The following is a 25161-nucleotide window of genomic DNA, read 5'->3' as shown; positions in this document are numbered from 1 at the left end:
ACGGGCCGGTGGGCGTCCCCGCGCCCCTCAAGGCGCGGGGACACCGCCGGCCGGATGACCGTTCCGTCGGCCTCAGCGGGTGGCCCGCGCCAGGCCCAGTGCGTACTTGGGCCACCACTGGCCCGCCTTGGGGCCGCCCTTGCACTCGCCGTCCGACTCCCCCGGCCGTTTGACCCACAGGTAGGCGTCGGCCAGCGCGTCCGCCGTCCTGGTCGTCGGCGGCGTGCCCAGCGCCCGGCCCGGCGGGTTGCACCAGCGCTCGTCCGGATCGCCTTGTGTGTAGGGCCCGTTGCCGTTGCGGCTGGTGTCGACGACGAAGTGCTTGCCGCCGACCTTCGCCGAGAGCTGCCTGCCGTAGGCGAGGGAGTCCTTCGTGGAGTAGAAGTTGGAGACGTTCACCGCGAAGCCGTCGGCCTTCGCGACACCGGCCCGCCGCAGCGCGTCCGCCACCTGGTCGGGGTGGCCCCAGCCCGCGTTGCCCGCGTCGAGGTAGACCTTCGTGTTCTTCAGGGACTTGAGCCTGTCGACGGCGCCCCGCAGGAGGTCGTAGCGCTCCGCGTGGAAGTCCTCCGGGGTGCAGCCGTCCACCAGGTGCAGCAGGGCGTCCGGTTCCAGGACCACCGTGCTGGGACGGTCCCCGATGCCCCGGGCCACGCCGTCGATCCAGGCCCGGTAGGTGTCCCCGTCGCCGGCGCCGCCCTGCGAGTACTGGCCGCAGTCGCGGTGCGGGATGTCGTACAGGACCAATAACGCGGTGCGGCCCACCCGGTCGGCGGCCTCGGTGAAGCCCCGGGCCTCCTGCTCCGGGTTCTCCGGGCCGATCCACTCACCGGTCGGCTGCTCGGCGATCTTGCGGATCTGCCCGGCCTCGTCCTCACGGCCTGCCTTGGCGTAGGACGCGAGCTGCCGTGCCGCGTTGCCGTCCGGGTTCACCCAGAACGGGTCGGTGCGCTCGGGCTGTTGGGTGACCCCGGCGCTCGCCGCGCCGCCCGGCTCGCCGTCGTCCCCGCCGCCCGAGGAGCATCCCGTGACAGCCAGCGCCGCCCCCAGCGCCACCACGGAGATCCCACCCCTGACCGAGGACCGCGCCCCCCTCGTGCGATACATCCAACTCCCCCTAGAGCGCACTGTTCTGCCCAGTTTTTCCCGGTGCCAATCCTGGCATACCTGCCCGTACGCCCACGGGTCGTCCGAACTTGTCAGCGAGCGGTTACGGCCTCGACGCGGCGCGCTCGGGGGCCACCTGCGGGGATGACGGAGAGCCATGGCACGAGAACCCGGTGTCATACGCCCTCTAGGCCCGCGGACCCATCCGTTCTACAGTCTTCTCGGACGGCCCCGGCCCCGGCCGGCCTTGCACTCACCATGGCCTTCGCGACCTCCCGCGTCGCTCGCCGGGTTACTCCCGCGACCCGTGCGCACGCGGTCGAGGACCGGCCCGGCCGGCGTCCCCAAGGGGGAGCGGGCCGCCGACCGGGCCGGTGACCTTCAGTCCGTCCCGCGGCCGCGGCGCGTGCCGCGGAGCATCACGGCGGTGGCGGCGGCACCTGCCAGGACCAGGCCGGTGACGGGGCGGGAGGCGCCCGGCCCGTCGGCGTAGATGTCCACCGAGACGAAGGGGGCGCCACCGCCGCCACCGCCGCCGTCGACGGCGCCGGGGACGGCGCCGGGGACGACCGCGGGGGCGTGCGCGGCCGCCGCCGCTGGGGTGTCGGGGGCGGCCGAGGGCGCGTGTGCGGCCGCGGCGCGGGCCGCCGGTGCCAGTACCGCTACGACGGCCGCGACACCGGCGCAGAGAGCGACGTTCCTTGAACCCATCGTGAAACCTCCTGGTACCTGGAGGCTCCTCCGGAGGGCACGGCCGCGCATCCCCGGCCGGGGCCGCGCTGCTCCGTACGGGTGGATCGCCCGGTGCCGGGCGTTTCAGATCCGTTCGACGAGATCCGCGATGGAGTCCACGATCTCCGACGGCCGGTACGGGAAGTCCTCGACCTGCTCGGGCCGGGTCAGCCCGGTGAGCACCAGGAACGTCCGCATCCCGGCCTCCATGCCGGCCAGCACGTCGGTGTCCATCCGGTCGCCGATCATCGCGCTGTTCTCGGAGTGGGCGCCGATCGCGTTGAGGCCGGTGCGCATCATCAGCGGGTTGGGCTTGCCGGCGAAGTACGGCTTGCGGCCGGTCGCCTGGGTGATCAGCGCGGCCACGGCGCCGGTCGCGGGCAGCGGGCCCTCGGCGGAGGGGCCGGTCTCGTCCGGGTTGGTGCAGATGAAGCGGGCGCCGCCGAGGATCAGCCGCACGGCCTTCGTCATCGCCTCGAACGAATACGTCCGGGTCTCGCCGAGCACGACGTAGTCCGGCTCGTGGTCGGTGAGGATGTAGCCGATGTCGTGCAGCGCGGTCGTCAGGCCGGCCTCGCCGATGACGTACGCCGTGCCGCCCGGCCGCTGGTCGTCCAGGAACTGGGCGGTGGCCAGCGCCGAGGTCCAGATGCACTCGACCGGCACCTCCAGGCCCATGCGCCGCAGCCGTGCGTGCAGGTCGCGCGGGGTGTACATCGAATTGTTGGTGAGCACGAGGAACGGCCTGCCGGACTCACGGAGTTTCTTGATGAAGGCGTCGGCGCCGGGAATCGGGACGCCCTCGTGGATCAGCACACCGTCCATGTCGGTGAGCCACGACTCGATGGGCCTGCGGTCTGCCATGTGCGAGGTCTCCTGCCGTACGCGGTACGTGAGCCCCAGCCTAGGCACAGGCCCGATCTTGCGGAACCGGCCTTCCGCTCCGTGGTCAGCGCCGCCTGCGCACCAGTACCAGCACCAGCGCACCGCCGGCGAGCAGCAGGGCGAGGGTCGCGGCGAGCACGGCGGCCGGGGCGCCGAGGCCGGTACCGGCGAGCTCCTCGACGAAGGGGACGTCGTCGGCCGAGGCGGAAGCGGCCGGGCCGGTGGAGTCGTCGGGAGTGGTGGCGGACGCGGAGGAGGTGGCGGACGCGGAGGAGGTGCCCGAGGCGCGGGGCCGCGGGGCGGCGCTGGGGGCGGGGGAACCGCCGGGGGTGCGTGGCGCGGCGTCCGGATCACTGCCGGTCCCGGTACCGGTACCAGGACTCGGACGGGGGGACGACGCGCCGGGCGGGCGTACGGTGCCGGTGGCGGCCGGGGTGTCCGTGCGCGCGTGGGCACCCGCCTCGGTGTCCGGGTTCGGGTTCGGGTTCGGTTTCGGGTTCGGTTTCGGGCTCGGGTTCGGGTTCGGGTTCGGGTCGGGATGCGTGCCCGTACCGGTACCCGTACCCGTACCCGAGTCGGCGTCGGCGTCGGGATGGGCGTCGGAATCCGCGTCGGTCGCGACGCGGAAGCGGTAGGCGTTCGACTCGCCGACCCAGTCGCCGTCGTCCTTGTGACGCTGGACCACGGCCGCGTTGAGGGTGATGTCCTTGGCCGCCGTGTCGGAGGTGAGGGCGAGCCGGACCTTCACCGTGAGGGTCTTGCGCGGGGCGACCGTGAAGCCCGCGAAGTCGTCCTTGCCGTCGTCCTCCGCGTCGAACGCCCCGACCAGTTCGTCCTCGTCGGTCGTCTCGAAGCGGACGGCACGCGGGCGCGGGCCGTCGTAGAACTCCAGGAGCGGCTGGGTCGGCTTCAGGGTGTGCTGCCCGTCGACCAGCACGACGACCGGGTGGATGCCCGCGCAGGGGCGGGTGGTGGTGTTGGTGAGGTCCAGGTACCAGGTGCCGTAGCCACCGCCGGGCTCGTAGGAGCCGGGGCCGCCGCGGATCCGGGTGGTGAGGGGGAAGGCGTTGCCGTCGGAGGTGGCACAGGTCGGGTCGGAGGCGGTCACGGCGGCAGCGGTCGCCGCGGAAGCGGGCGCCGTCGCTACGGGGAGCAGGGCGGCGGCTGCCATCAGACACAGGGAAGCGGGCGTGCACGGTCGCATGGTCATGTGACCCTGCCCGACGAAGGCGGCCGGGCCCTGACGCCGTGCCGGGCCGAAGGACGACAGAACTCGAACGAGTGTGCAATTCCGTCCGATCGGCGCACCCCCGGTTGCCGCCCCGGGAACCACGGCCCCACGCCCCGGAGACCCGGACCCGGCAGACCCAGGAGCCGCACACTCGCCCGCGGCTCCCCCGCCTCAGGTGTCGTCCCGCCCGAACAGCGGCCCGAGCAGCAACTGCGCCGCTCCCTCCGCGACCGCGCGCGCCCCGCCCGGCGCCACCCGCACCGGCACGGCGCCCTCGGCCGCGCCCCCGCGCCGGGCCCGCGCGTCGAGCACCTGCGCCACGCCCCGCACGAACCGCTCCGGCGCCGCGGCGACCGTACGCCCGCCGAGCAGCACCTGGTCGATGTCGAGCAGTCCCACCAGGTTCGCCGCGCCCGCGCCCAGCACCCGGGCCGCTTCCTCGATGTCGCCGCGCGCCACGGCGTCCAGGCACAGGGCCTCGATGCAGCCGCGGTCGCCGCAGCCGCACGGCGGCCCGTCGAGCTGGATGACCTGGTGCCCGAACTCCCCCGCCCCGGTGCGCGCGCCCCGGTGGACGCCACCTCCCACGACCAGCCCGGCGCCGAGTCCGGTGCCGAGGTGCAGATAGGCGAAGGAGCCGCCCTCGCCGCCGACGGCCAGTCCGAGCGCCGCCGCGTTGGTGTCCTTGTCGACGACCACCGGCACCCCGCCGAGCCGTCCGGCCAGCGCGTCCCGCAGCGGGAATCCGTCCCACTCGGGGAAGCCGGTGACCCGGTGCAGTACGCCGTGGGTGTGGTCGAGGGGGCCCGGCAGGGCCACGCCGACCCCGAGGAGGGAGCCGGAGCGCCGGGCCGCGGCCAGGAGTTCCGCCTCCCGAGCCACCGCCGCGACCACGGCCTCGGCCCCCGCTCCCAGGTCCAGCGGACCGCCCCGCTCCGCCACCACGCTCCCGGCGAGGTCGACCAGGACGGCCCGCGACTCGTCCCGGTCCAGGTGCACGCCGACCGCGTACCCCGCCTCGGGCACCAGTCGCAGCACCGTGCGCGGTTTGCCGCCGGTCGAGGCGCGCCGCCCCGCCTCCGTCGCCAGCCCCTCGGCCCGCAGCCGGGCGGTGATCTTGCTGACGGCCTGCGGGGTCAGCCCGGTCCGCTCGGCGAGTTCGAGCCTGCTTATGCCGTCCGCGCCCCCGGTGCCCGCCGTGCGCAGCAGGTCGAGGACCAGCGCGGTGTTGTGGCTGCGCAGCGCGAGCAGATTGGCGCCGGCCGTCGCGCCCGTACGGCCGCCGCCGTTCCCGCCGCCACCGCTCCCGGCCCCGGCCCCAGCCCCACTCCCGGTCCCGGTCCCGCCGACCGCACCGCCGCTGCCGGCGCTCCCGCCGACACTGCCACCCCTGGTCCTGTTCACCCCGCCATTCTCCCCCGCGCTTGCACTTTGGCAACAGCGTTGCGAAAGTAGGGGGCATGACTGCTACCCCCCTCCGCGTGGGCCTGATCGGCTACGGCCTGGCCGGCTCCGTCTTCCACGCCCCCCTGATCGCCGCCACCGAGGGCCTGGTCCTCGACACGGTGGTCACCTCGAACCCCGAGCGCCAGGAACAGGCCCGCAAGGAGTTCCCGGACGTCCGCGTCGCCGTGAACGCCGAGGAACTGTTCGACCGCTCCGCCGACCTCGACCTGGTCGTCATCGCCTCGCCGAACAAGACGCACGTGCCGTTCGCCACGGCCGCGCTGAAGTCCGGTCTGCCGGTCGTGATCGACAAGCCGATCGCGGGCACCGCGGCCGAGGCCCGCGAGCTCGCGGCCCTCGCCGAGGAGCGCGGCCTGCTGCTGTCCGTGTTCCAGAACCGCCGCTGGGACAACGACTTCCTCACCCTGCGCAAGCTGATCGAGGGCGGCGAGCTGGGCGACGTCTGGCGCTTCGAGTCGCGCTTCGAGCGCTGGCGCCCGCAGCTCAAGGGCGGCTGGCGCGAGTCCGGCGACCCGGCGGAGATCGGCGGTCTGCTCTACGACCTCGGCAGCCACGTCGTCGACCAGGCGCTCGTCCTGTTCGGCCCCGTCACGCAGGTGTACGCCGAGTCGGACGTCCGGCGCGCGGGCGCGGCGGCGGACGACGACACCTTCATCGCCCTCACGCACGCGAGCGGCGTCCGCTCCCACCTCTACGTCTCCGCGACGACCGCCCAGCTCGGCCCGCGCTTCCGGGTGCTGGGCTCGAAGGCGGGCTACGTCAAGCACGGCCTGGACCCGCAGGAGGCGGCGCTGCGCGACGGCGAGCGCCCCGGCGCCGGCTGGGGCACGGAGCCCGAGCCGCTGTGGGGCCGGCTCGGCTCCGGCGAGTCCCCGCTGTCCGGTGGCGGCGACGCCGTACCGACGCTTCCCGGCGACTACCCCGCCTACTACGCGGCGGTGGCGAAGGCCCTCGCCGACGGCGGCCCGAACCCGGTGACCGCGCTGGAGGCGGCCGCGGCCCTCGACGTCCTGGAGGCGGCCCGCCGCTCGGCCCGCGACGGCGTGGCGGTGAACCTGTGATGAGCGCTCGCGAGGTCACCCCCCGCTTCACTCCCGAGATCACCCCGAGCGTGGCGGACCTGGAGGCCCAGGAACGCCGGCTGGTGTTCCGCCAGTTCACCCACGACGACGCCTGGGCCCTCGGCTCGCTCCTGGTGGAGCTGGCCCGGGAACGCCAGGCCCCGGTCGCCATCGACATCCACCGCGCGGGCCAGCAGCTCTTCCACGCCGCGCTGCCGGGCTCCACCCCCGACAACGACGCGTGGATCGCCCGCAAGCGCCGGGTCGTCGAGCGCTACGGCGCGGCGTCCTACCTCGTCGGCGCCCGGTTCCGGGCCAAGGGCACCACGTTCGAGGACTCCTCCCGTCTCGACCCCGACGCGTACGCGGCGCACGGCGGTTCCTTCCCGATCAACGTCGAGGGCGTCGGCGTGATCGGCTCGGTGACGGTCTCCGGGCTGCCGCAGCTGGAGGACCACCGGTTCGTGGTGGAGGTCCTGGAGCAGTTCCTGGGCCTGTGACGGAATGATCCGGGAGTCCCTCCGGTTGGGACCGCTGTACGACCGGCGCCACACGGCACGGCACGGCGCAGCACCCAACCGGAGGGACCGCGGGCGATGAGTGACGCATTAGACGCATTGAAGGAAACCGTCGGACGGTACGGCATCTGGAGCGCCGGCCTGCGCCATGACGACCCGGCCCGACGCGGCGAACTCGCCGAATCCGCGGCCGAGCTGGAGGAACTCGGTTTCCGAGCCGCCTGGCTGGGCAGCAGCAGCAACGCCCGGCACGCGGCGCCGCTCCTGGCGGCGACCTCCCGGCTGGTGGTCGGCACCAGCATCCAGAGCATCTGGCAGTACGAGGCCGCCGACAGCGCGGCCCGCTTCGCCGAGCTGGAACAGGCCCACCCCGGCCGTTTCGTACTGGGTCTCGGGGTGAGCCACGCCAAGATCGCCGACCAGTACCGCCGTCCGTACTCGGCACTGGTCTCCTATCTCGACGCCCTGGACGCGGCCGGGGTGCCGGCCGGGCGCCGGGTGCTGGCCGCGCTCGGCCCGAAGACCCTGAAGCTGGCGGGCGACCGGGCCGCGGGCGCGGTCCCCTACCTGGTCACCCCCGAACACACGGCCCTGGCACGCGAGATCCTCGGCGATGGTCCGCTGCTGGCACCGGAGTTGAAGGTGATCCTGGAGACGGACCCGGCACTGGCCCGTGACCGGGCCCGCGCCGCACTCGCCGTCTACCTCTCCCTGCCGAACTACACCGACAACTTCCTCCGGAACGGTTTCACCGAGGACGATCTGGCCGACGGCGGCAGCGACCGCCTGGTGGACGCGGTGTTCGCCTGGGGCGACGACTCCCGGATCAGGGAGCGGATCGAGAGCTTCCGCGAGGCGGGCGCCGACCACGTGGCACTACAGCTGATCGACGGCGACCCACGGGACTCCCTGCCCAGGGCCGGCTGGCGCCGGCTCGCACAGCTGCTGGGCTGACGCGACGGTCGAGGGGCGCGGGGAACCGCGCGACGAGCCACGACGGCCCCGCGCCCACCGCCCGCACCCCGCCCCGCCCCCGGCGGAGCGCTCAAGCGTCCTTCAACTCCTGCCGCTGGCGGCCGAGTCCGTCGATCTCCAGCTCCACCACGTCCCCGGCCCGCAGGAACGGCTTCGGCTCCGGCCGCCCCAGGGCGACCCCCGCCGGAGTACCGGTGTTGATCACGTCGCCGGGATACAGGGTCATGAACTGGCTGACGTAACGCACCACTTCACCCACGGGGAAGATCTGCTCGGCGGTCGACCCGTCCTGCTTCAGCTCCCCGTTGACCCACAGCCGCAGCGAGAGGCCCTGCGGGTCCGCCACCTCGTCGGCGGTGACCAGCCACGGCCCCAGCGGGTTGAACGTCTCGCAGTTCTTCCCCTTGTCCCAGGTCCCGCCCCGTTCGATCTGGAACTCGCGCTCGGACACGTCGTGCGCCACCGCGTACCCCGCGACATGGGCGAGCCCCTCCTGCGCCGACTCCAGGTAGCGGGCGGTCCGTCCGATGACGACGGCCAGCTCCACCTCCCAGTCGGTCTTGGTGGAACCGCGCGGTACGAGCACCGTGTCGTCCGGTCCCACGACGGTGTCCGCCGCCTTGAAGAAGATGACGGGCTCGGCGGGCGGCTCCGCCCCCGTCTCCCGGGCGTGGTCGTGGTAGTTCAGCCCGATGCACACGACCTTCCCGATCCGCCCCACCGGCGGCCCGACGCGTAGCCCGTCCGGGTCCAGCACCGGCAGCCCGCCGTCGCCCTCGACGGCTTCTGCGGCGGCACGGACACGGCCGAGCGCGGCCTCGTCGGCGAGCAGCGCCCCGTCGATGTCGGCCACGAGGCCGGACAGGTCCCGCAGGACGCCTCCGGCGTCGAGCAGCGCGGGCCGCTCCGCACCCGCCGCACCCACTCGCAGCAGCTTCATGGTCACCATCTCCCTCGCTCGCGGGCGCCCGGCCGACGGACACGGCCATCGAAGAACCGGTCGATCGTCCAAGCTCCCCGTCCAGTCCGCAAGACTCTGTTCACGGACTGGACCGAAAGGGATCGCCCCGGAGGCCGCCTGGCGGAATGCGGGGGCGGGCCGTCAGCGGTAGAGCGCCGCCCGTTCCACCGCGCTCCAGGTCGTACTCGTCACCACGTACAGCGCGGCCGCCAGCGGCATGACCGCCACGGTGAAGAGCGTGAAGAAGGACATGAACGGCATGATCCTGCCGACCGCGCCGAGACCGGGCAGCCGCTCGCCCGCGCCGCCCCCGTCCCCGTCCCCGACACCGGCCGTGGTCGCGGTCATCTGCTTCGTACGGCGGTAGTTGAAGACGGCGACGGCGGCGACGACCACGAACAGTCCGACGTACACGAGTCCCGCCGCTCCGAACGCCCCGCCGTCGGCCAGGGCGTCGGCCCAACGGCCGCCGAGGGGCGCGGCGAACAGCCGGTGATTCAGCAGGTCGTTGGGGGCATCGCCGATCGTCCGGTTCGAGAACAGGTGGTACAGCACGAAGAACGCGGGCAGTTGGAGCAGGCTCGGCAGGCAGCCCGACAGCGGCGACACCTTTTCCTCGGCGTGCAGTTCCAGTACCGCCTGCTGGAGCTTCTCGGGGTTCTTCGCGTGCCGCCTGCGCAGTTCGGCGATCCGCGGTTGCAGCGCGGCCCGGGCCCGGCCGCCACGGGCCGCGGCCCGGGACAGGGGATGCACGAGGAGTCGTACGAGAGCGGTGAACAGGACGATCGCGGCGGCGGCCGCGGAGGCGTGGAAGAGCGGATCGAGCAGGTCGGCGAGCTGCTCGACGAGGTGCGCGAAAACGGACATGGCTGAGCCCTCCGGGGGTCTCGTCGTGCCGGGAGCGGGTGGCTGTGCGACGGCATGACGATCCGGGTGCGGTCACGTCGGAGGGTGCGGGGTCACCGCAGGAAGGAAGTGCGGTGCCCTGAAAGCGCCCGGCCGACGTGGCCTACGCGGAGATCGTCGGGAGGGCGGGTCCGGGGGCCCTGGGCCTGCGCCGGCCGGGGGCGTCGGGGTCGCGCTGGGGCAGGAACGCCGTACGGCGGGCCCGGTCGCGGATGGCCGTACGCACCCGGGTGGGCGGCACGGCGGGTGCGCAGCGCGCGGCGAGGCGGGCACAGAGGCAGAGGGCGGAGGCGGCCGCGGCGGTCGCGGCGAATGCGACGGTGGCCGAGAGGCTGCCGGTGTCCAGCAGCGCGATCTGGAGCAGCAGGACCAGCAGCACGGCGAGCGGGCGCACCACGGCCCGGCTGCGGATCATCGCCCCTTCTCCTCTCGCCCTCTCGTACCCGTGCGTGCCCTGCCGGTCGTGCGTGTGCCCTGCCGGCCGTACGCGATCCGCCGGAGGGGATCCGTCAGGCGGGATCCCCGTCGGCGGATTCCGCGCCGACGGGTTCCATGACGACGGGTTCCAGCAGTCGCCTGGGCTTCAGCAGGGCCCGGCTGACCGGGTTCGCCGGGTCCGGATCGAGGTCCGGTCCCGGCAACATGAGGACGTCCGGAACCGGTACGACGGTTGCGCAGGCGGGGCATTCGCCGTACGAGCCGATTTCCGTGCCGCAGTCGGCGTGCCGGAACTCGCGCAGCACGGACCCGTCGATGTTCTCGCGCCCCCACCGGCCGAGGGAGCGCAGCACCGGCCACAGGGCCGCGCCGCGCTCGGTGACGACGTACTCGTCGCGCGGCGGCGACTCCTGGTAGCGCTGCTTCTCCAGGATCCCCTCGGCCAGCAGCGACTGGAGCCGGGAGGCGAGGACCGCGCGCGGGATGCCGAGGTGGACCAGGAAGTCGTTGTAGCGCCGTACGCCGTAGAGGGCGTCGCGGATCACCAGCAGCGTCCAGCGTTCGCCGACGATCTCCAGTGCTCGGGCGATCGAGCACTCCTGCGATGCGTAGTCCTTGCCCAGTGCCATGACGTCCACTGTAGCCACTTTCCCTCTTATTGGTTCAATGACCGAACCATGGATGTTACGGTCGGAGGCGTCAGTAAGTTCATTGACCGAACTCGCTCGTCGCCGTCCCCGGAAGGACAGCCATGACCCGGCTCGACTCCCCCGCCACGACCCCCGGCACAGCCACCGGCGCGGTGCGCGGGCAGCACCCGGACCCGCCCGCGCGCCCCCGCGCGACCCTGGCCCTGACCAGCGCCGCGACCGCCGTGGCGCTGATGACGTACACCGCGCCGATGGTCACGCTCCCCGACATGGCCGCCGACCTGCACACCCCGGTCTCCGCCCAGGCCTGGCTGCTCAACGGCACCCCGCTGGGTCTGGCCGCCCTGCTCCTGGTCGCCGGCAGCCTCGCCGACGACTACGGCCGCCGCCGGATCTTCGTGGCCGGCACGCTCGCGCTCGGCCTGACCACCGCGCTCGGCGCCCTCGCCGGCTCGACCTGGCTGTTCACCCTGACCCGGGTCGCCCAGGGCGCGGCGAGCGCGGCCCTGCTCGCCAGCAGCCTGGGACTGCTCGTGCACGCCTTCCCCACCCCGCGCGGACGGCTGCACGCGACCGGCGTGTGGGGCGCGTTCGTCAGCGGCGGCATCGCCGTCGGCCCGCTGCTCACCGGGTCGCTGCCCGACTGGCGGCTGGGCTACGCCGTCCTCGGCGCCGCCGCCCTGGTCGTGGCCGGGCTCTCGGCGCGCACCCTGTCCGAGTCGCGCGCCCCGCGCGGCGGCCGCCCCGACCTGCCCGGCGCGGTGACCTTCGGGCTGGCACTGGTCGCCCTGGTCGCGGCGCTCACCCTGGGCCGGGACGGCTGGCTGCGCGCGCCGGTCGGCCTGCTGCTGGCCGCGTTCGTGCTGCTCACCGGCGCCTTCGCCCTGGTCGAGCGCCGCTCCGCCGCCCCGATGATCGACCTCGCGCTGCTGCGCAGGCCCCGCTTCCTCGCCTCCTCGGCGGGCGGCCTGTTCACCGGCCTCGCCGTCATCGGCCTGTTCAGCTTCCTGCCGACGCTGCTGCAACGCTCCCTCGGGCTCTCCGCGCTGGAGACCGCGTGGCTGTTCCTGCTCTGGTCCGGGCTGTCCTTCGCGGTCGCGTTGCAGGCCCGGCGGTTCGCGGGCCGGATGGCCCCGCGCCACCAGCTGGCCCTCGGTTTCGCGCTGCACGCGGTCGGCGTGCTGGCCATGCTCGGCGCGCTCGACGCGGGCTCCTGGCCGCGCCTGCTGCCCGGCATGCTGGTCGCGGGTGTGGGCAGCGGCCTGCTCAACGCCGCCCTGCCGCTGCTCTCGGTCGAATCCGTACCGGCCCAGCGTGCCGCGATGGGCTCGGGGGCGCAGCAGACCTTCCGCTACATCGGCTCCTGCGCGGGCGTGGCCCTGACGATCGCGATCGCCACCTCGGCGGGCAGCCTGGCGCACGGCGCGGACATCGCGATGGTGGTGTCGGCGGCCCTCGCCGCGGTCGGCGCGGTCAGCGTGGCCGCATGGAAGTGAGCGTGCCCCACACCACCATGCGGTAGCGGGAGGTGTACTCCGGGGTGCACGTCGTGAGGGTGATGTAGAAGCCGGGGGCGCGGTAGCCGTAGCCGGGCCGCACCAGGCTGCGGGGTACGGGCGCGATGACACCGGAGTCACGCGCCGAGGTCTGCGGGAGCGTCCGGTCGACGGTGTACGTGTAGACGGCGCCCCCGGTCTCCACCCGGACCTCGTCGCCCTTCCTCAGCCGGTCCAGGTGCCGGAACGGCTCGCCGTGGGTGTTGCGGTGCCCGGCGACGGCGAAGTTGCCCGCCCGGCCGGGCTGTTGGGTACCGGGATAGTGGCCGGCGTAGCCCTTGTCCAGGACATCGCGCTTGCCGGTGCCCTCGGCGACGGGGACGCGCAGGTGCAGGCGGGGGATGTCGAGGACGGCGTAGGCCTGGGACCACCGGGGTGCCGCGGCCTGCCGGCCGGCGGTGGCGCGGGTGCCGCTCGGGCCTCCGGACGCGGCCGGCTCGGGGGCCCCGGTCCCGGAGGCCGTCGCGGAACCGGCGGCACCGCCGCCGGCGGACGGATCCGTCTCCGCGCCCCACTGCCGTTCCAGCGCCTGCACCTTGCGATCGGCGCCCTGCCGGGCCTCGCGGTTGGTCCACCACAGCTGGTGGACGACGAGAAGCAGCAGCACGAGCCCGGCGGTGACGAGGAGTTCACCCGTCCCCCACACCGCGCGCCGCAGCCGTGCGCGACGGCGCCGGGTGCGGTGCTCCACGACCCGGGAGCGCGGCCGGACCCGGGGCCAGGGCCGCGACCGCGCCCACGCCCACGCCCACACCGGTGAGCGTGGCCGCGTACCCGTGCGTGTACGTGAACTCGTACACGCACGTGGACTCGTACGCACGCGGGAACCCGTACTCGTACGCATCCGCACGCCGCCACCTCCGCCCGCCGGGGCCGACCGCAGGACAGACGGCCGCAAGATAGACGGCCGGGCCCGAAGTCTCCAGGCCCACGCACCGCCGACCGCCCACCCACGGCCCTGCCCCCTGCCCCCTGGCCTCCCACGAACGGCCGCACCGGCGCGCGCCCGGCCGCGGGCTCGGGCAGGCTGTCCATGGCGGAAGCCCCAGCCGGCTCCCGGTACCCCAGGACGCACGGGAGTGGTGTGCCATGCCCTTCGACCCCGACTCCGAGCCCTCCACCGCCCCGGGCGCCGCCGCACCGCCCCCGCCCGTGCGGTTCTGGCCCGTCGAGGACCTGCCCGCCCTCGACCCCGACCCCTTCCTGGACGAGGTCCTGCGCGACGAGCCGGTCACCCGGATCAGGCTGCCGCACGGCGAGGGGCACGCCTGGCTGGTCACCCGCTACGAGGACGTCCGGTTCGTCGTCTCCGACCCGCGCTTCTCCCGCGCGGAGCTCGTCGGCCGTTCGGTGACCACCATGCGGCCCACGCCGGTGGCGTCCCAGAAGGCCGGACTCCAGTACATCGACGCGCCCCGGCACACCGAGCTGCGCCGGGTCGTCGCCCGCGCGTTCACCGGGAAGAGCATGATGCGGCTGCGCCCGATGGCCGAGCGCACGGCCGCCGGGCTGCTCGACGCGATGGAGGCGGCGGGTCCCCCGGCCGACCTCATGCAGCGGTTGCACGGCCCGTTCCCGATCGCCGTGATCCGCGACTTCCTCGGGGTGGACGAGAGCGACTGGCACAGCTGGGCGCAGACCGGCGAGGCCCTGCTGTCCGCGGGCGCGGACTCCGAGGAGCGCGCGGCGGCGGCCCGGGCGGCGACCCGCGCCCGCATCGTCGACCTGCTCGACTGCCGGCGCGAGGACCCCCGGGACGACCTGGCCGGCGTCCTCGCGCAGGCCGCCGCCACGGGTGAGATCACGGACGACGAGGCGGTGTCCCTCGCCATGGCCATCCAGGTCAGCGGGGGTCACGCCGTACGCAACAACAGCGGCTCCATGATGTACGCGCTGCTCACCCACCCCGAGCACCTCCAGCGGCTGCGCCGCGAGCCCGGACTGCTCCCGAAGGCGGTCGACGAGCTCTTCCGCTACGTGCCCCACCGCAACGGCGTCGGCATCCCCCGCATCGCCACCGAGGACGTGACGGTCGGCGGTCATCTGGTCCGCGCGGGCGAGGTGATCTACAACGCCTATGTCGCCGCCAACCGCGACCCCGACGTCTTCCCCGACCCCGACGCCCTCGACTTCGACCGCGACGGCGCCGGTCACATCGCCTTCGGGCACGGCCCGCACCACTGTCTGGCCGCGATCATGGCCCGTATGGAGGCCGAGGTGATCATCGGCTCGGTGCTGGACCGCTTCCCCGGCATCCGGCTGGCCGTACCGGCCCGGGAGGTGGAGTTCCAGCTCCAGGGCCTCATCCGCGGACCACGGACGCTCCCGGTCACCTGGTGACCCCGGTCGCCCGGCCGCCCGGACCCCGGCTTTTTCCATAGGTTTGAGAAAGGGCTGTCAGAACGCTCGACATCCCACGCGTCACACCCGATGCTTCCTGTTGCCATGAACGGGACAGGCACCAACACCGGTTCGAAAACCGGTAGTTGAGGGAATCGGAGACGCGAATGATCCGACGCAGAACCCTGCTGGCCGCGGCGGGAGCCGGAGTCCTCGGCAGCACCCTGGCGACGGGCACCGCCCGCGCCGACGCCACGATCGCCGTGAACCCCTCCGTGGGTTACGGGACTTGGGAGGGCTGGGGCACCTCGCTCGCCTGGTGGGCCAATGTCTTCGGCGCCCGGGACGACTTCGCCGACGTCTTCTTCACCACCAGGTCGGTGACGTACAACGGCACCGCCCTGCCCGGCCTCGGCCTGAACATCGCCCGCTACAACCTGGGCGCGTGCAGCTGGAACAGCGTCGGCGGCGAGAGCATGACGGCCTCCGCCAACATCCCCGCCTTCAAGCAGATCGAGGGCTACTGGCAGGACTGGAACAACGAGGACCCGACCTCCACGGCCTGGAAGTGGACGGCGGACGCGGCCCAGCGGGCGATGCTGGTGAAGGCCACCGCCCGGGGCGCGACGACCGAGCTGTTCGCGAACTCCCCCATGTGGTGGATGTGTCTGAACCACAACCCGTCGGGCGCGGCCGACGGCGGCAACAACCTCCAGTCCTGGAACTACCGCCAGCACGCCTCCCACCTGGCCGCGGTGGCGCTGTACGCGAAGTCGAACTGGGGGGTGAACTTCGCGACGATCGACCCCTTCAACGAGCCCAGCTCGAGCTGGTGGACGGCGACCGGCACCCAGGAGGGCTGTCACATGGACGCCACCGTGCAGGCGGCCGTGCTGCCGTACCTGCGCAGCGAGTTGGACAAGCGCGGCCTGACGGGCACCAAGATCTCGGCCTCGGACGAGACGAGCTACGACCTGGCCCGCACCACCTGGAACTCCTTCAGCTCGACGACGAAGGGGTACGTCAACCGGGTCAACGTCCACGGCTACCAGGGCTCCGGCGGCCGTCGCGACCTCCTCTACACGGACGTGGTGACGACGGCGGGCAAGGCCCTGTGGAACTCGGAGACGGGCGACAACGACGGCACCGGCCTGACCCTGGCGAGCAATCTGCTCTACGACTTCCGCTGGCTGCACCCCACCGCCTGGGTCTACTGGCAGGTGATGGACCCGTCCACGAACTGGGCGATGATCGCGTACGACGCGAACACCCTGGCGGCCGGCGCGGTGACGACCAAGTACTACGTGATGGCCCAGTTCAGCCGTCACATCCGCCCCGGAATGAAGATCATCGACACTGGTGTGAGCTACGCGGCCGCCGCCTACGACGCGAGCGCGAAACGCCTGGTGGTCGTCGCCGCGAACACCGCGGCCTCGGCCCAGACCCTGACCTTCGACCTGTCCCGCTTCACCACCGTGACCGGCGGCTCGGGCGGCCTGGTCCCGCGCTGGAACACGCTCACCACCGGCGGCGGCGACCTCTACACCGCCCACTCGGACACGTATCTGAGCGGGAAGACGGTGAGCGTGCCCTTCGCGGCGAAGTCGGTCCAGACGCTCCAGATCGACGGCGTCACGGCGTAGCACCCGACGCGGACCCGACGGCCTTCCGGGCCCGGCGCCCTGGCCAGCAGATATCTCACTTTCCGCCGGGCCCGGCAGTACGGTGTCAACCATGCGCCCCGACACGCCTGCCGAGAACGTCGACCACACCGCCGAAGCGGCACGCCTGGAGCGGACCGCCGGCCTGTATCCCGAGGACGCCGAGGCCCTGCTGCTGCAGGCCGCGGCCCATCTGGAACTGGCCGGCGACCGCCCCGCCGCGTCCACCCTCTACGACCGCCTGCTGAGCACGTCAGACCCGCTGGACAACCCCCACCTGGTCCGCGCCCTGAAGGCCTCGAACCTCTGGGAGTACGGCCACGAGGCGGAGGCGCGGGCGATCATCGACGGCATCCGCACGGCCGCCCCGCGCGATGCGGCCCCCTGGGTGATCGTGGCGGAGTCCCTGGAGTCCCACGACGAGCTGGAGGCGGCGCAGGAGACGTTCACGGAGGGCGTCCGGCTCCTCCTCACGGACACCTCGGAGCCCCCGTACGCCACCCACCCGCTTCTTTTCGGCCGCCACCGGGTACGCCGCATGCTGGGCGTGGCGCACGACGACTGGGACACCCTGGCGGACTCCCTGAACTCGTCCCCGATCTCCCTGGACGAGCTCCACGACCCCAAACGCGTCTGGTCCCTGGGCTCCGACAACCCCGAGGAGCTGGCGGCGGAGATCTCCCGCCTGCGCGCCGAACTCGGCACCTACCGCGAGGCCCTCTCCCGCCCCTTCCCGGTCGCGGTCCTGCACTGGCCGAACCAGGAACTGACGGAACTCCTCGCCGCCTACCCGCCGCTGGCCGCGGAGTACCCCTCCCACGAGGAGCACCTCGCGACGATAGAGGCGTCCCTGCGCGAACTGTCCGCGTCCGGCACCCCGAACCTGGGCATCGTCACCGGCACGGTCCCCTCCTACGAGGCCTTCGCCGCCTCGGAAGCCACCACCCCGTCCGACACCGCCCTCCTCCCCCAGTACGCCACCACCCTGGCAGCCCGAGGCCGAGCCATCGTCTGGCCCCCGCAGCGGGGGGCGGTGTGCTGGTGCGGGTCGGGGCGGGGGTACGAGGGGTGTCACGGGGTCCCGACGGCGTGAGCGCGGGCGGCGGCGCGCTTCCCGGGCCCGTCCCCAGGAGGCGTGTCAACGGACACCGAGTGCATTTGTTCCGATCCCGTTACACCTCGTACAAGTCCCTCACGATAACTTCACACGTGAACAGCTGAAACTGGCACGCCCGCACGCACTCCGGGCATGTCCCGGCCCGCGAGGAAGACCTGCATGCCGCCCTACCAGCCGTCCTCGGACTGGCAGTTCGACGTACCCACCAGTGGAAGCAAGCGGCTCCCCCCGGCGGCCAGGTCCTTCGAATCGCTCGCGCACCAGGGCTACGGCTTCGAGGCGGCCATCGCCGACCTGATCGACAACTCGATCGACGCGAAGGCCCGCAACGTCGTCGTGAGCTTCCTGCGGGACACCGGTGAGCGCGGCGGACGGGACCGTCTCGTCGGGCTGCTCGTCATCGACGACGGCGAAGGCATGGACGAGGCGGGCCTGGACACGGCGATGACCGTCGGTGGCCGCGAGCGGTACGCCGCCGACGCTCTCGGGCACTTCGGCGCCGGTCTGAAGGCCGCCTCGCTCTCGCACGCCGACGCGCTCACCGTGATCAGCCGGACCAAGCGCAGCCCGTCGGTCGGCCGGCGCTGGCTCACCGCCCGCGCGCAGGCCGACTTCACGTGCGACATCGTCGACGCGACGTACTGCCAGAACCTGGTCGACCGCTACGACGGGATCATCGGCTGGCACGGCACGATCGTGCGCTGGGACCAGGTCCGCACGTTCGAGACCATCGTCGCCGGCCAGACCGACCGGTACCTCAACGACGCGATCGAGCGGCTGGAGACCCACCTCGGTCTCTACCTCCACCGCTTCCTCGCCCGCGAGGGCTTCCACATAGACATCGTGGTCGAGGACGTCCACACCCGGGAGGAACTCGACCACCGGGGCGTGGAGCCCATCGACCCGTTCGGCTACCGCGTCCCGGGCCGCGCCGGCTACCCCCGTACCTACCTCGCGCCCGTCGAAGGCGTCGGCGACGTCGCGCTCACCGCGCACATCTGGCCCGCCAAGTCGCCGCTGGTCGCCTACCGGGGCATCGGCCCGCTCGCCGAACGCCAGGGCTTCTACCTCTACCGCAACGACCGGCTCGTCCAGGCAGGCGGCTGGAACGACACCCGCAGCCCGGAGGGCCACCTCGCCCTCGCCAGGATCGCCGTCGACCTGCCGCCCGAGCCCAACGACGTCTTCGCCCTGACCGTGAAGAAGGACGGCGTCCAGGTCACCCCTGCGTTCGCCCGGGGGCTGGAGCAGGCGTCCGTCCCCGCCACCGGCCACACGTTCACGGAGTACGTCCACGAGGCCGACGCGGTCTACCGGGAGGCGGCCAGACGGAACACCGAGGTCAAGCGCACGGCCGTCATCCCGCCCGGCAAGGGCATCGATCCGAAGCTGAGGCGGACGCTGCGGGACGAACTGCCTCAGCTGGAGGGCGACGACCCCATCACCTTCACCTGGGCCCGGCTCGACGTGCCGCCCGGCACCGACTCCGCCGAACTGCTCTTCACCGTCGACCACAAGGAGCGCGTGGTAGTCCTCAACAAGGACTACCGGCAGGCCTTCAACGGCGGCCGGCGCGGCGGCTCCAACGACGCCCCGGTCCTCAAGAGCCTTCTGTACCTGATGCTCAACGAGATCTTCCAGAAGGAGCGGGTCCGGGCCAACCAGACCGACAAGATCGCCCTGTGGAACAGCGTGCTCGTCACCGCGGCACGCGCCGAACTCGACCGCGCCGCCGACTAGTCGCCTCCCGCCCCACGCGTCCCCCGCACCTCCAGAAAGGCCGCCCCGCCGCCGTGACCGCCGAGAACACCCCCCTTTCCGACCACCTCACCGACCTGCACGGCGAGGTCCTCGACGCGATGAGCCGGCGCGGCCCCAGACACTTCGCCAAACTCGCCTTCGTACTCTCCGACGCCGACGATCCGGAGGACACGGACGAGACCCACTTCCGGGCCCGCGTCCTGGCCGCGGCCCCCGGCGACGACCTTCTCGCCCTCTGGCACCGCAAGCTCACCGCCTGGGACTTCGAGCAGTCCCCCACCTGGTCGGCCACCGCTCCGCGCACCCCCGAGCGCCGTGCCGAGGTCTACGACAGACTCGCGTTCGGCCCGGATCTGCGCAAGGCGCTCGACGCGGCCGTCCCGGTGCACGAAGAGACGGGCCCGGTCACCATCAGCCGCGAGTTCCAGCCCTGGTACACCCGGGAACAGGCGGCGAACCGCTCCTTCTACTGGGCGTCGTACGAGCGTCTGCTGCGCCGCAAGGGCTGGCCCGACGCGGCGGTCTCCAGTCTGGACGAGGCCGCCCACGCGGTCGTCGAGCGGCTCGCCGACCCGACCCGGGACGACGCCTACGGCGCGCGCGGCCTCGTCGTCGGCTACGTGCAGTCCGGCAAGACCGCCAACTTCACCGGCGTCACCGCCAAGGCCATCGACGCGGGCTACCGGCTGGTCATCGTGCTGGGCGGCACGCTGAACCTGCTGCGCGGCCAGACGCAGCGCCGCCTGGACATGGAACTGATCGGCCAGGAGAACATCCTGGGCTCGGCCGACCCGAACGACCCGGACGCCCTGGTCGGCATCGACTACCAGGACGACGAGGACTGGCCCGCGAAGTTCGTCTCGTTCGGCGCCCGCCCGTCCGCCCTCGGCGCCTTCGACATCGAACGTCTCACCTCCCGCGACCGTGACTACATGTCCCTGGAACGCGGCATCAGCGCCCTGGAGTTCGAGAAGCCGGACCGCACCCGTCCGCTGTACAACCCGGCGAACCTGCACGCGGCCCGCGCCCGCGTCATGGTCGTGAAGAAGAACAAGTCCGTGCTGGAGAAGCTGGTCAAGGACCTCAAGAAGTTCGGCCCGATCCTCGGCGAGGTGCCGGCCCTGATCATCGACGACGAGTCGGACCAGGCCTCGGTGAACACCACGGACCCGAAGAAGTGGGAGGACGGCAAGGTCACCCGCACGGCGATCAACGGCCAGATCAGCGCCCTGCTCAAGCTCCTGCCCCGCGCCCAGTACGTCGGCTACACCGCCACTCCCTTCGCCAACGTGTTCATCGACCCGGGCGACGAGGAGGACCTGTTCCCGCGTGACTTCCTGATCTCCCTCCCCCGCCCCACCGACTACATGGGCGTCCAGGACTTCCACGACCTGGACACGGTCGACGACGGCGAGGGCGCGGGCCAGGCCGAGAAGAAGCACGTCCGGGGCATCTACGACAGCACGGGCGACCGCCTCCAGGAAGCCCTGGACGCCTTCGTCCTCACGGGCGCCCTGAAGATCTACCGCGCGGAGCACGGCGTCCCCGACGGCCCGTTCCGGCACCACACGATGCTGGTGCACGAATCGGTCCGCATGGCCGAGCACACGGCACTCGCCCTGCGCATCAACACCATGTGGCACAAAGCCGCGTACACGGGCCCGGAGGGTCACGCCCGCCTGGCGGACCTCTTCGAGAGGGACTTCCGCACCCACGCGTCCGGCTCCCTGCCCACTCCCACGGCGTACGCCGACCTCAAGCCGTACGTCTCCGAAGCCCGCCGCCTGATCAACCAGGGCGGCAGCCCCGTCATGGTCATCAACGGCGAGAGCGAGCGCGACTACACCCAGCCCGACCTCGACTTCGACCGCACCCCGCACGTCTGGAAGATCCTCGTCGGCGGCACCAAGCTGTCCCGCGGCTTCACGGTCGAGGGCCTGACCGTCACGTACTACCGCCGTACGACCCAGCAGGCCGACACCCTGATGCAGATGGGCCGCTGGTTCGGCTTCCGCCCCGGCTACCGGGACCTGGTACGGCTGTACATCGGCCGCGAGGAGGCTCTCGGCCGCGGCCGCAGCGCCAAGACCGTCGACCTGTACGAGGCCTTCGAGGCGATCTGCCGGGACGAGGAACTCTTCCGCGCCGAGCTGGCCCGCTACGCCCCGCTGGTGGACGGCCGACCCCAGGTCACCCCCGCCCAGATCCCGCCCCTGGTGGCCCAGCACCTGCCCTGGGTGAAGCCGTCGGCCCGGAACAAGATGTTCAACGCGGAGCTGGTGGAGGTGCGGTCGCCGGGCAAACCGATCGAGCCGGCCGCGTACCCGCAGGACGCTGTGCTGACCTCGCGCAACACCGAACGCTGGAAGTCCGTCCTCGCTGCTCTCAGCGGTACCTCAGCGACCTGCGTTCTGCGGCCGGACGAGACTTCGCCCCTGCCCCGCAGCTTCCAGGCGTCGACCACGGTCATCCCGCACGCTCAGCTCCTTTCCGTCCTGAGCTCGCTGGAATGGGAGGACGGCAACGTTCTCGCCCCGCACCTGACCTACTTGTCCCAGCTCGACGGCCGACTGGCCAAGGTGGACGACTGGCTGGTCATCGCTCCGCAGCGAACCCAGCGCAACCGGATCGAGGCGAACGTGCTGGGCCAGGGACCGTTCTCCCTGTTCCGCCGAAGCCGCCAGTCCGGAAAGCAGTCCTTCGGCCGTATCTCAGGCCTGGAACATCGCCTGTTCGCCCAGCAGTTGATCGAGCAGCCGGGCCTGGCCGCCACGGGAGACGCTTTCCCCGCACTCGGATCGACGCGCGGCGTAGTGCTCCTGTATCCCGTCGTAGACGCCGCCCAGGACGATGAGGTCAAGGCCGTCGCCACGACGGGCACCGCGGCAACTGACCGCGTCATCATGGCGTTCACCGTGATTCCGCCGAGGGCAGCCATCGACACGAAGAAGCAACTCGTGCGCTTCCAGACCAAGGACTCCACTCGCCCGGACGCGGTTATCGTCAACGCGGACTGAGGCACGAGAGCTCTGCGCGCAGCGGATCACTCACCAACGGGGAGAAGATGCTTCCTTTCGAAGAGGCCGACATCAAGGCCGCCATTTCGGTAGCTCTACCGAACTTGGCGGCCGGGGTGGACCCTGAACTGGACCGGGTCTACGACCGCATCAAGGCGTACGACCCTACGGGCCGGCGGTTTGCCAGGGTCCTCCGCGACACCATCGACCAACTGCTCAACGGCGAGGTGACCGGACGCTACGACTGGAAGACGCTCTTCAAGACCGAGAAGACCCACGCGGGAACTCTCGTGGAGATCAATCTCCAGCGTGAGTTCAGGTTCGCCGACGGCGTCGCCATGGACTACCAGATCGAGGGCGTCGACGTGGACTGCAAGTACTCCCAGCAGTTCGGCGGCTGGATGATTCCCCCCGAAGCGATGGACCACCTCTGTCTGCTGGCTTGGGCGGACGACTACAAGTCCCGCTGGAGCGTCGGGCTTGTCCGGATACGTCACGAGTGGCTGAACACGGGGAACAACCGAGACCTCAAGCTCACGATCAAGGCTGAACACCGAGACAAGATCCGGTGGCTGTGGCGGGATGAAGCCCTTCCCGAGAACGTACTCCTCCACATGGACACCGCGGACCGGGCCGCGGTGTTCACGTCGGACTCGGGTCAGCGCCGCTTGAACGAACTCTTCCGGCGCGCCCAGAGGCGGCGCATCGGCCGCAACGTGGTGCGCACCGTGGCCCAGCAGAAGGACTACATGAAGCGAGTCCGCGGCAACGGCGGCAGCCGGTCGGCACTGAGGCCAGAGGGCATCCTCATCATGGGCGACTACGCCAGCCACCGCGAGATCGCCGACCAGCTGGGCCTTCCTCTGCCGGAGGAGGGTGAATTCATCAGCGCACGAGTGGTCACCGCAGGACCTCAGCACGGGGATGTCCCGCGAGTCACACTGGATGGGAAGGAATGGGTCCTCGCACAGCCGGACGACCCGATCGAAGCCGCCCCGGCCTTGCCATCACACACTAGGCAGGACTGATAATGCAGGCGCCATTCGCACTCGCCTCTTCTGCCGAAAAGGCCACCTCTGCCCGACTGGTAAGTCAACACAGATGACTACTCCCACCTCAGAACCAAATCCGTCACCGACTGCTTGGGTACCGCCCGAGGGCTCGTGGGCGTCGTCCGCCGCGCGCCGCCGCAACATGCAGGCGATCAAAAGCCGGGACACCACCCCAGAACGGCTTGTCCGTCGACTGGTACACGCCCAGGGGCTGCGGTATCGAGTTGCGGCTCGCCCACTTCCAGATCTTCGCCGCACCGCCGACATGGTTTTCCGGCCAACCAAGGTGGCCGTCTTTATTGATGGATGCTACTGGCACGGCTGCCCTGACCATTACGTCCCCCCCAAGACAAATTCCGGTTATTGGTCCGAAAAAGTGGTACGGAACATGACTCGCGACCGCGATACGGATGAGCGCCTAAAGGCCGCCGGCTGGTTGGTCTTGCGCTTCTGGGAGCATGAGACAGCGGAGGAATGCAGCGTGGCGATCTGTCATGCGGTGACGTCAAGACGCCATCGGGCGGCACCTTAGCGAACAACCTGGCCATCGAGGCGCGGCGCAACAGAATGTACCAGAATCAAGCCAATTATCATGATTAACGCCTGCCAATCCCCCCTCGAAACCACCTGCCCACCAGAGAATCAGCCATCGCCGCAATCGCGTCAGCTTTAATATCACCCATGACGCTACCTATCCCTGGACTTTTCAACCTCAGCGACGATGAAGAGATTGATACAGTTAAGGCGGCTTTGTACGCATTGGACCCGACCGGGCAACGCATGGCCGAGGTCATTCGCGCAACCTACGATCAACTGCTTGACGGTCGACGCATGGGCCGATGGGACTACCACGATCTGCATAAGACCGAGAAGACCCATATGGGGACACTAGTAGAGATCAACACTTTCAAGGAATTCCAGCTGCTTGAAGGGCGGGTGGCCGACTACCTCATTGAAGGCATCGAAGTCGACTGCAAATACGCCAAAATGATTGGCGGGTGGGAAATCGGCCCCCCGCTTGTTGGTCACATTTGCCTTGTAGTTACATCCAACGACCTTGAATCCACTTGGCAGGCGGGCCTTGTTCGCGCTTCGGAAGAAAACCTCAGAGAAACCGAGAACCGCGACAAAAAAAGAAAACTCAACCCCTTGGGAGTCGCCTCCATCCACTGGCTGTGGGACGGAAAGCGAGACCTTGCCGCCAACCAGCTGCTCCACATGGACCCAACAAAACGCAACCGTATAATGTCAGCAAAAGGGAAGATCACGGGTAAAAACGGGCAGGCCCGCATCAACCAGCTGTTTCTTGAAATTCAAGAAGTCATCATCCGAAGGGTGACCACAGAAACAGTCGGCTATGGCTTGGATGATCCACTCAAGCGAGCCCGAAGCAACGGCGGCGCGCGTGATGCACTCCGCGGTAAAGGAGTACTCGTCCTCGGGCATCAGGACAACGACCCACTGATCGCAAAGTCGCTCGGCCTACCCGTCCCCGCTAAGGGGGAATTCATCTCCGTGCATGTTGCCCCAGCTCCAGAACCTGGAGATGGCCGCCCATCAGCCCAGATCGAAGGGCAGAACTGGGTAATTGCCAATACGGAAGAGCGAAAAGCCGACCCCCCCGTATCGGCTCCTGTGGTCCCCAGAGAGAAAGGCTCAGTAGTAATGGGCGAAGAATAAATCCATCGCCACAGACGCCATCCCCTGCAATGTGCGGCTGAGCAAC

At 71.1% G+C, this 25161-nt stretch carries 22 protein-coding genes; 12 read left to right on the top strand and 10 right to left on the bottom strand.

Translation table 11 applies throughout. The features are described 5' to 3' along the window. Positions 1-72 precede the first annotated feature (72 nt). From ACWC24_RS00390 to ACWC24_RS00370, 5 genes are all read right to left on the bottom strand, one after another. Entirely contained in the window at positions 73-1107 is a 1035-nt protein-coding gene (locus ACWC24_RS00390; protein ID WP_450660602.1) for a glycoside hydrolase family 6 protein, read from the bottom strand. Positions 1108-1488: 381 nt separating this feature from the next. Next, on the bottom strand, positions 1489-1818 hold the full coding sequence (locus ACWC24_RS00385; RefSeq protein WP_450660601.1) for a hypothetical protein: 330 nt from the start codon (positions 1816-1818) through the stop codon (positions 1489-1491). Between the two features lie 105 nt (positions 1819-1923). Then, entirely contained in the window at positions 1924-2703 is a 780-nt protein-coding gene (locus ACWC24_RS00380; protein WP_450660600.1) for an HAD-IIA family hydrolase, read from the bottom strand. 85 nt (positions 2704-2788) lie between these two features. Further along, positions 2789-3895 (bottom strand): hypothetical protein, encoded by a 1107-nt coding sequence (locus ACWC24_RS00375; RefSeq protein ID WP_450660599.1) that lies wholly within the window; start codon positions 3893-3895, stop codon positions 2789-2791. Between the two features lie 231 nt (positions 3896-4126). Further along, positions 4127-5206 (bottom strand): ROK family protein, encoded by a 1080-nt coding sequence (locus ACWC24_RS00370; RefSeq protein WP_450661016.1) that lies wholly within the window; start codon positions 5204-5206, stop codon positions 4127-4129. A 209-nt stretch (positions 5207-5415) separates the two neighbouring features. On the opposite strand from ACWC24_RS00370, the gene ACWC24_RS00365 reads away from it, so the two are divergent. The 3 genes from ACWC24_RS00365 to ACWC24_RS00355 all read left to right on the top strand — a co-directional run bounded on the left by ACWC24_RS00365 (position 5416) and on the right by ACWC24_RS00355 (position 7955). Next, positions 5416-6483 (top strand): Gfo/Idh/MocA family oxidoreductase, encoded by a 1068-nt coding sequence (locus ACWC24_RS00365; RefSeq protein ID WP_450660598.1) that lies wholly within the window; start codon positions 5416-5418, stop codon positions 6481-6483. Next, complete coding sequence (locus ACWC24_RS00360; protein WP_450660597.1) at positions 6483-6983, top strand: heme-degrading domain-containing protein; 501 nt, start codon at positions 6483-6485, stop codon at positions 6981-6983. The genes ACWC24_RS00365 and ACWC24_RS00360 overlap by 1 nt, the downstream gene beginning before the upstream one ends. Before the next feature lie 96 nt (positions 6984-7079). Beyond that, positions 7080-7955 (top strand): LLM class F420-dependent oxidoreductase, encoded by an 876-nt coding sequence (locus tag ACWC24_RS00355; RefSeq protein ID WP_450660596.1) that lies wholly within the window; start codon positions 7080-7082, stop codon positions 7953-7955. Positions 7956-8046: 91 nt separating this feature from the next. Here ACWC24_RS00355 and ACWC24_RS00350 read toward each other — a convergent pair whose 3' ends face one another. The 4 genes from ACWC24_RS00350 to ACWC24_RS00335 all read right to left on the bottom strand — a co-directional run bounded on the left by ACWC24_RS00350 (position 8047) and on the right by ACWC24_RS00335 (position 10910). Then, a complete protein-coding gene (locus ACWC24_RS00350) occupies positions 8047-8916 on the bottom strand; it encodes a fumarylacetoacetate hydrolase family protein (RefSeq protein ID WP_450660595.1) in 870 nt (289 codons plus the stop codon). Between the two features lie 162 nt (positions 8917-9078). After that, positions 9079-9804, bottom strand: coding sequence for a YidC/Oxa1 family membrane protein insertase (locus ACWC24_RS00345; protein ID WP_450660594.1), 726 nt, complete (start codon positions 9802-9804; stop codon positions 9079-9081). Positions 9805-9946: 142 nt separating this feature from the next. Beyond that, positions 9947-10258, bottom strand: coding sequence for a DUF6412 domain-containing protein (locus tag ACWC24_RS00340; protein WP_450660593.1), 312 nt, complete (start codon positions 10256-10258; stop codon positions 9947-9949). 94 nt (positions 10259-10352) lie between these two features. Continuing rightward, complete coding sequence (locus ACWC24_RS00335) at positions 10353-10910, bottom strand: winged helix-turn-helix transcriptional regulator (protein WP_450660592.1); 558 nt, start codon at positions 10908-10910, stop codon at positions 10353-10355. A gap of 122 nt (positions 10911-11032) precedes the next feature. Here ACWC24_RS00335 and ACWC24_RS00330 point away from each other — a divergent pair, with 122 nt between their 5' ends. Next, entirely contained in the window at positions 11033-12427 is a 1395-nt protein-coding gene (locus tag ACWC24_RS00330; RefSeq protein WP_450660591.1) for an MFS transporter, read from the top strand. Here ACWC24_RS00330 and ACWC24_RS00325 read toward each other — a convergent pair. After that, positions 12405-13178: a class E sortase gene (locus ACWC24_RS00325; protein WP_450660590.1), complete on the bottom strand. Its 774-nt coding sequence runs from the start codon at positions 13176-13178 to the stop codon at positions 12405-12407. The genes ACWC24_RS00330 and ACWC24_RS00325 overlap by 23 nt on opposite strands. 398 nt (positions 13179-13576) lie before the next feature. On the opposite strand from ACWC24_RS00325, the gene ACWC24_RS00320 reads away from it, so the two are divergent. The 8 genes from ACWC24_RS00320 (at position 13577) to ACWC24_RS00285 (ending at position 25115) form a co-directional block, all read left to right on the top strand. Further along, positions 13577-14827 carry a cytochrome P450 gene (locus ACWC24_RS00320; protein WP_450660589.1) on the top strand — a complete coding sequence of 417 codons (1251 nt, stop codon included), beginning with the start codon at positions 13577-13579 and terminating at the stop codon, positions 14825-14827. A 167-nt stretch (positions 14828-14994) separates the two neighbouring features. Next, on the top strand, positions 14995-16470 hold the full coding sequence (locus ACWC24_RS00315; RefSeq protein WP_450660588.1) for a beta-1,6-galactanase: 1476 nt from the start codon (positions 14995-14997) through the stop codon (positions 16468-16470). A 91-nt stretch (positions 16471-16561) separates the two neighbouring features. Beyond that, entirely contained in the window at positions 16562-17581 is a 1020-nt protein-coding gene (locus tag ACWC24_RS00310; RefSeq protein WP_450660587.1) for an SEC-C domain-containing protein, read from the top strand. Between the two features lie 183 nt (positions 17582-17764). After that, positions 17765-19345: an ATP-binding protein gene (locus ACWC24_RS00305; protein ID WP_450660586.1), complete on the top strand. Its 1581-nt coding sequence runs from the start codon at positions 17765-17767 to the stop codon at positions 19343-19345. Positions 19346-19464: 119 nt separating this feature from the next. Then, the gene (locus ACWC24_RS00300; protein WP_450661015.1) at positions 19465-22383 is read left to right on the top strand and encodes a Z1 domain-containing protein; all 2919 of its coding nucleotides are present in this window, start codon (positions 19465-19467) and stop codon (positions 22381-22383) included. Positions 22384-22430: 47 nt separating this feature from the next. After that, on the top strand, positions 22431-23411 hold the full coding sequence (locus ACWC24_RS00295; RefSeq protein ID WP_450660585.1) for a NaeI family type II restriction endonuclease: 981 nt from the start codon (positions 22431-22433) through the stop codon (positions 23409-23411). Positions 23412-23484: 73 nt separating this feature from the next. Further along, positions 23485-23967, top strand: a complete 483-nt coding sequence (locus ACWC24_RS00290; RefSeq protein WP_450660584.1) for a very short patch repair endonuclease — start codon at positions 23485-23487, stop codon at positions 23965-23967. Between the two features lie 149 nt (positions 23968-24116). Continuing rightward, positions 24117-25115 (top strand): NaeI family type II restriction endonuclease, encoded by a 999-nt coding sequence (locus ACWC24_RS00285; protein WP_450660583.1) that lies wholly within the window; start codon positions 24117-24119, stop codon positions 25113-25115. Positions 25116-25161 lie beyond the last annotated feature (46 nt).

The sequence above is a fragment of the Streptomyces sp. NPDC001443 genome, assembly GCF_053597355.1.
The sequence above is the reverse complement of the archived record's forward strand: the minus strand, read 5'-3'. Positions and strand labels throughout refer to the sequence as shown.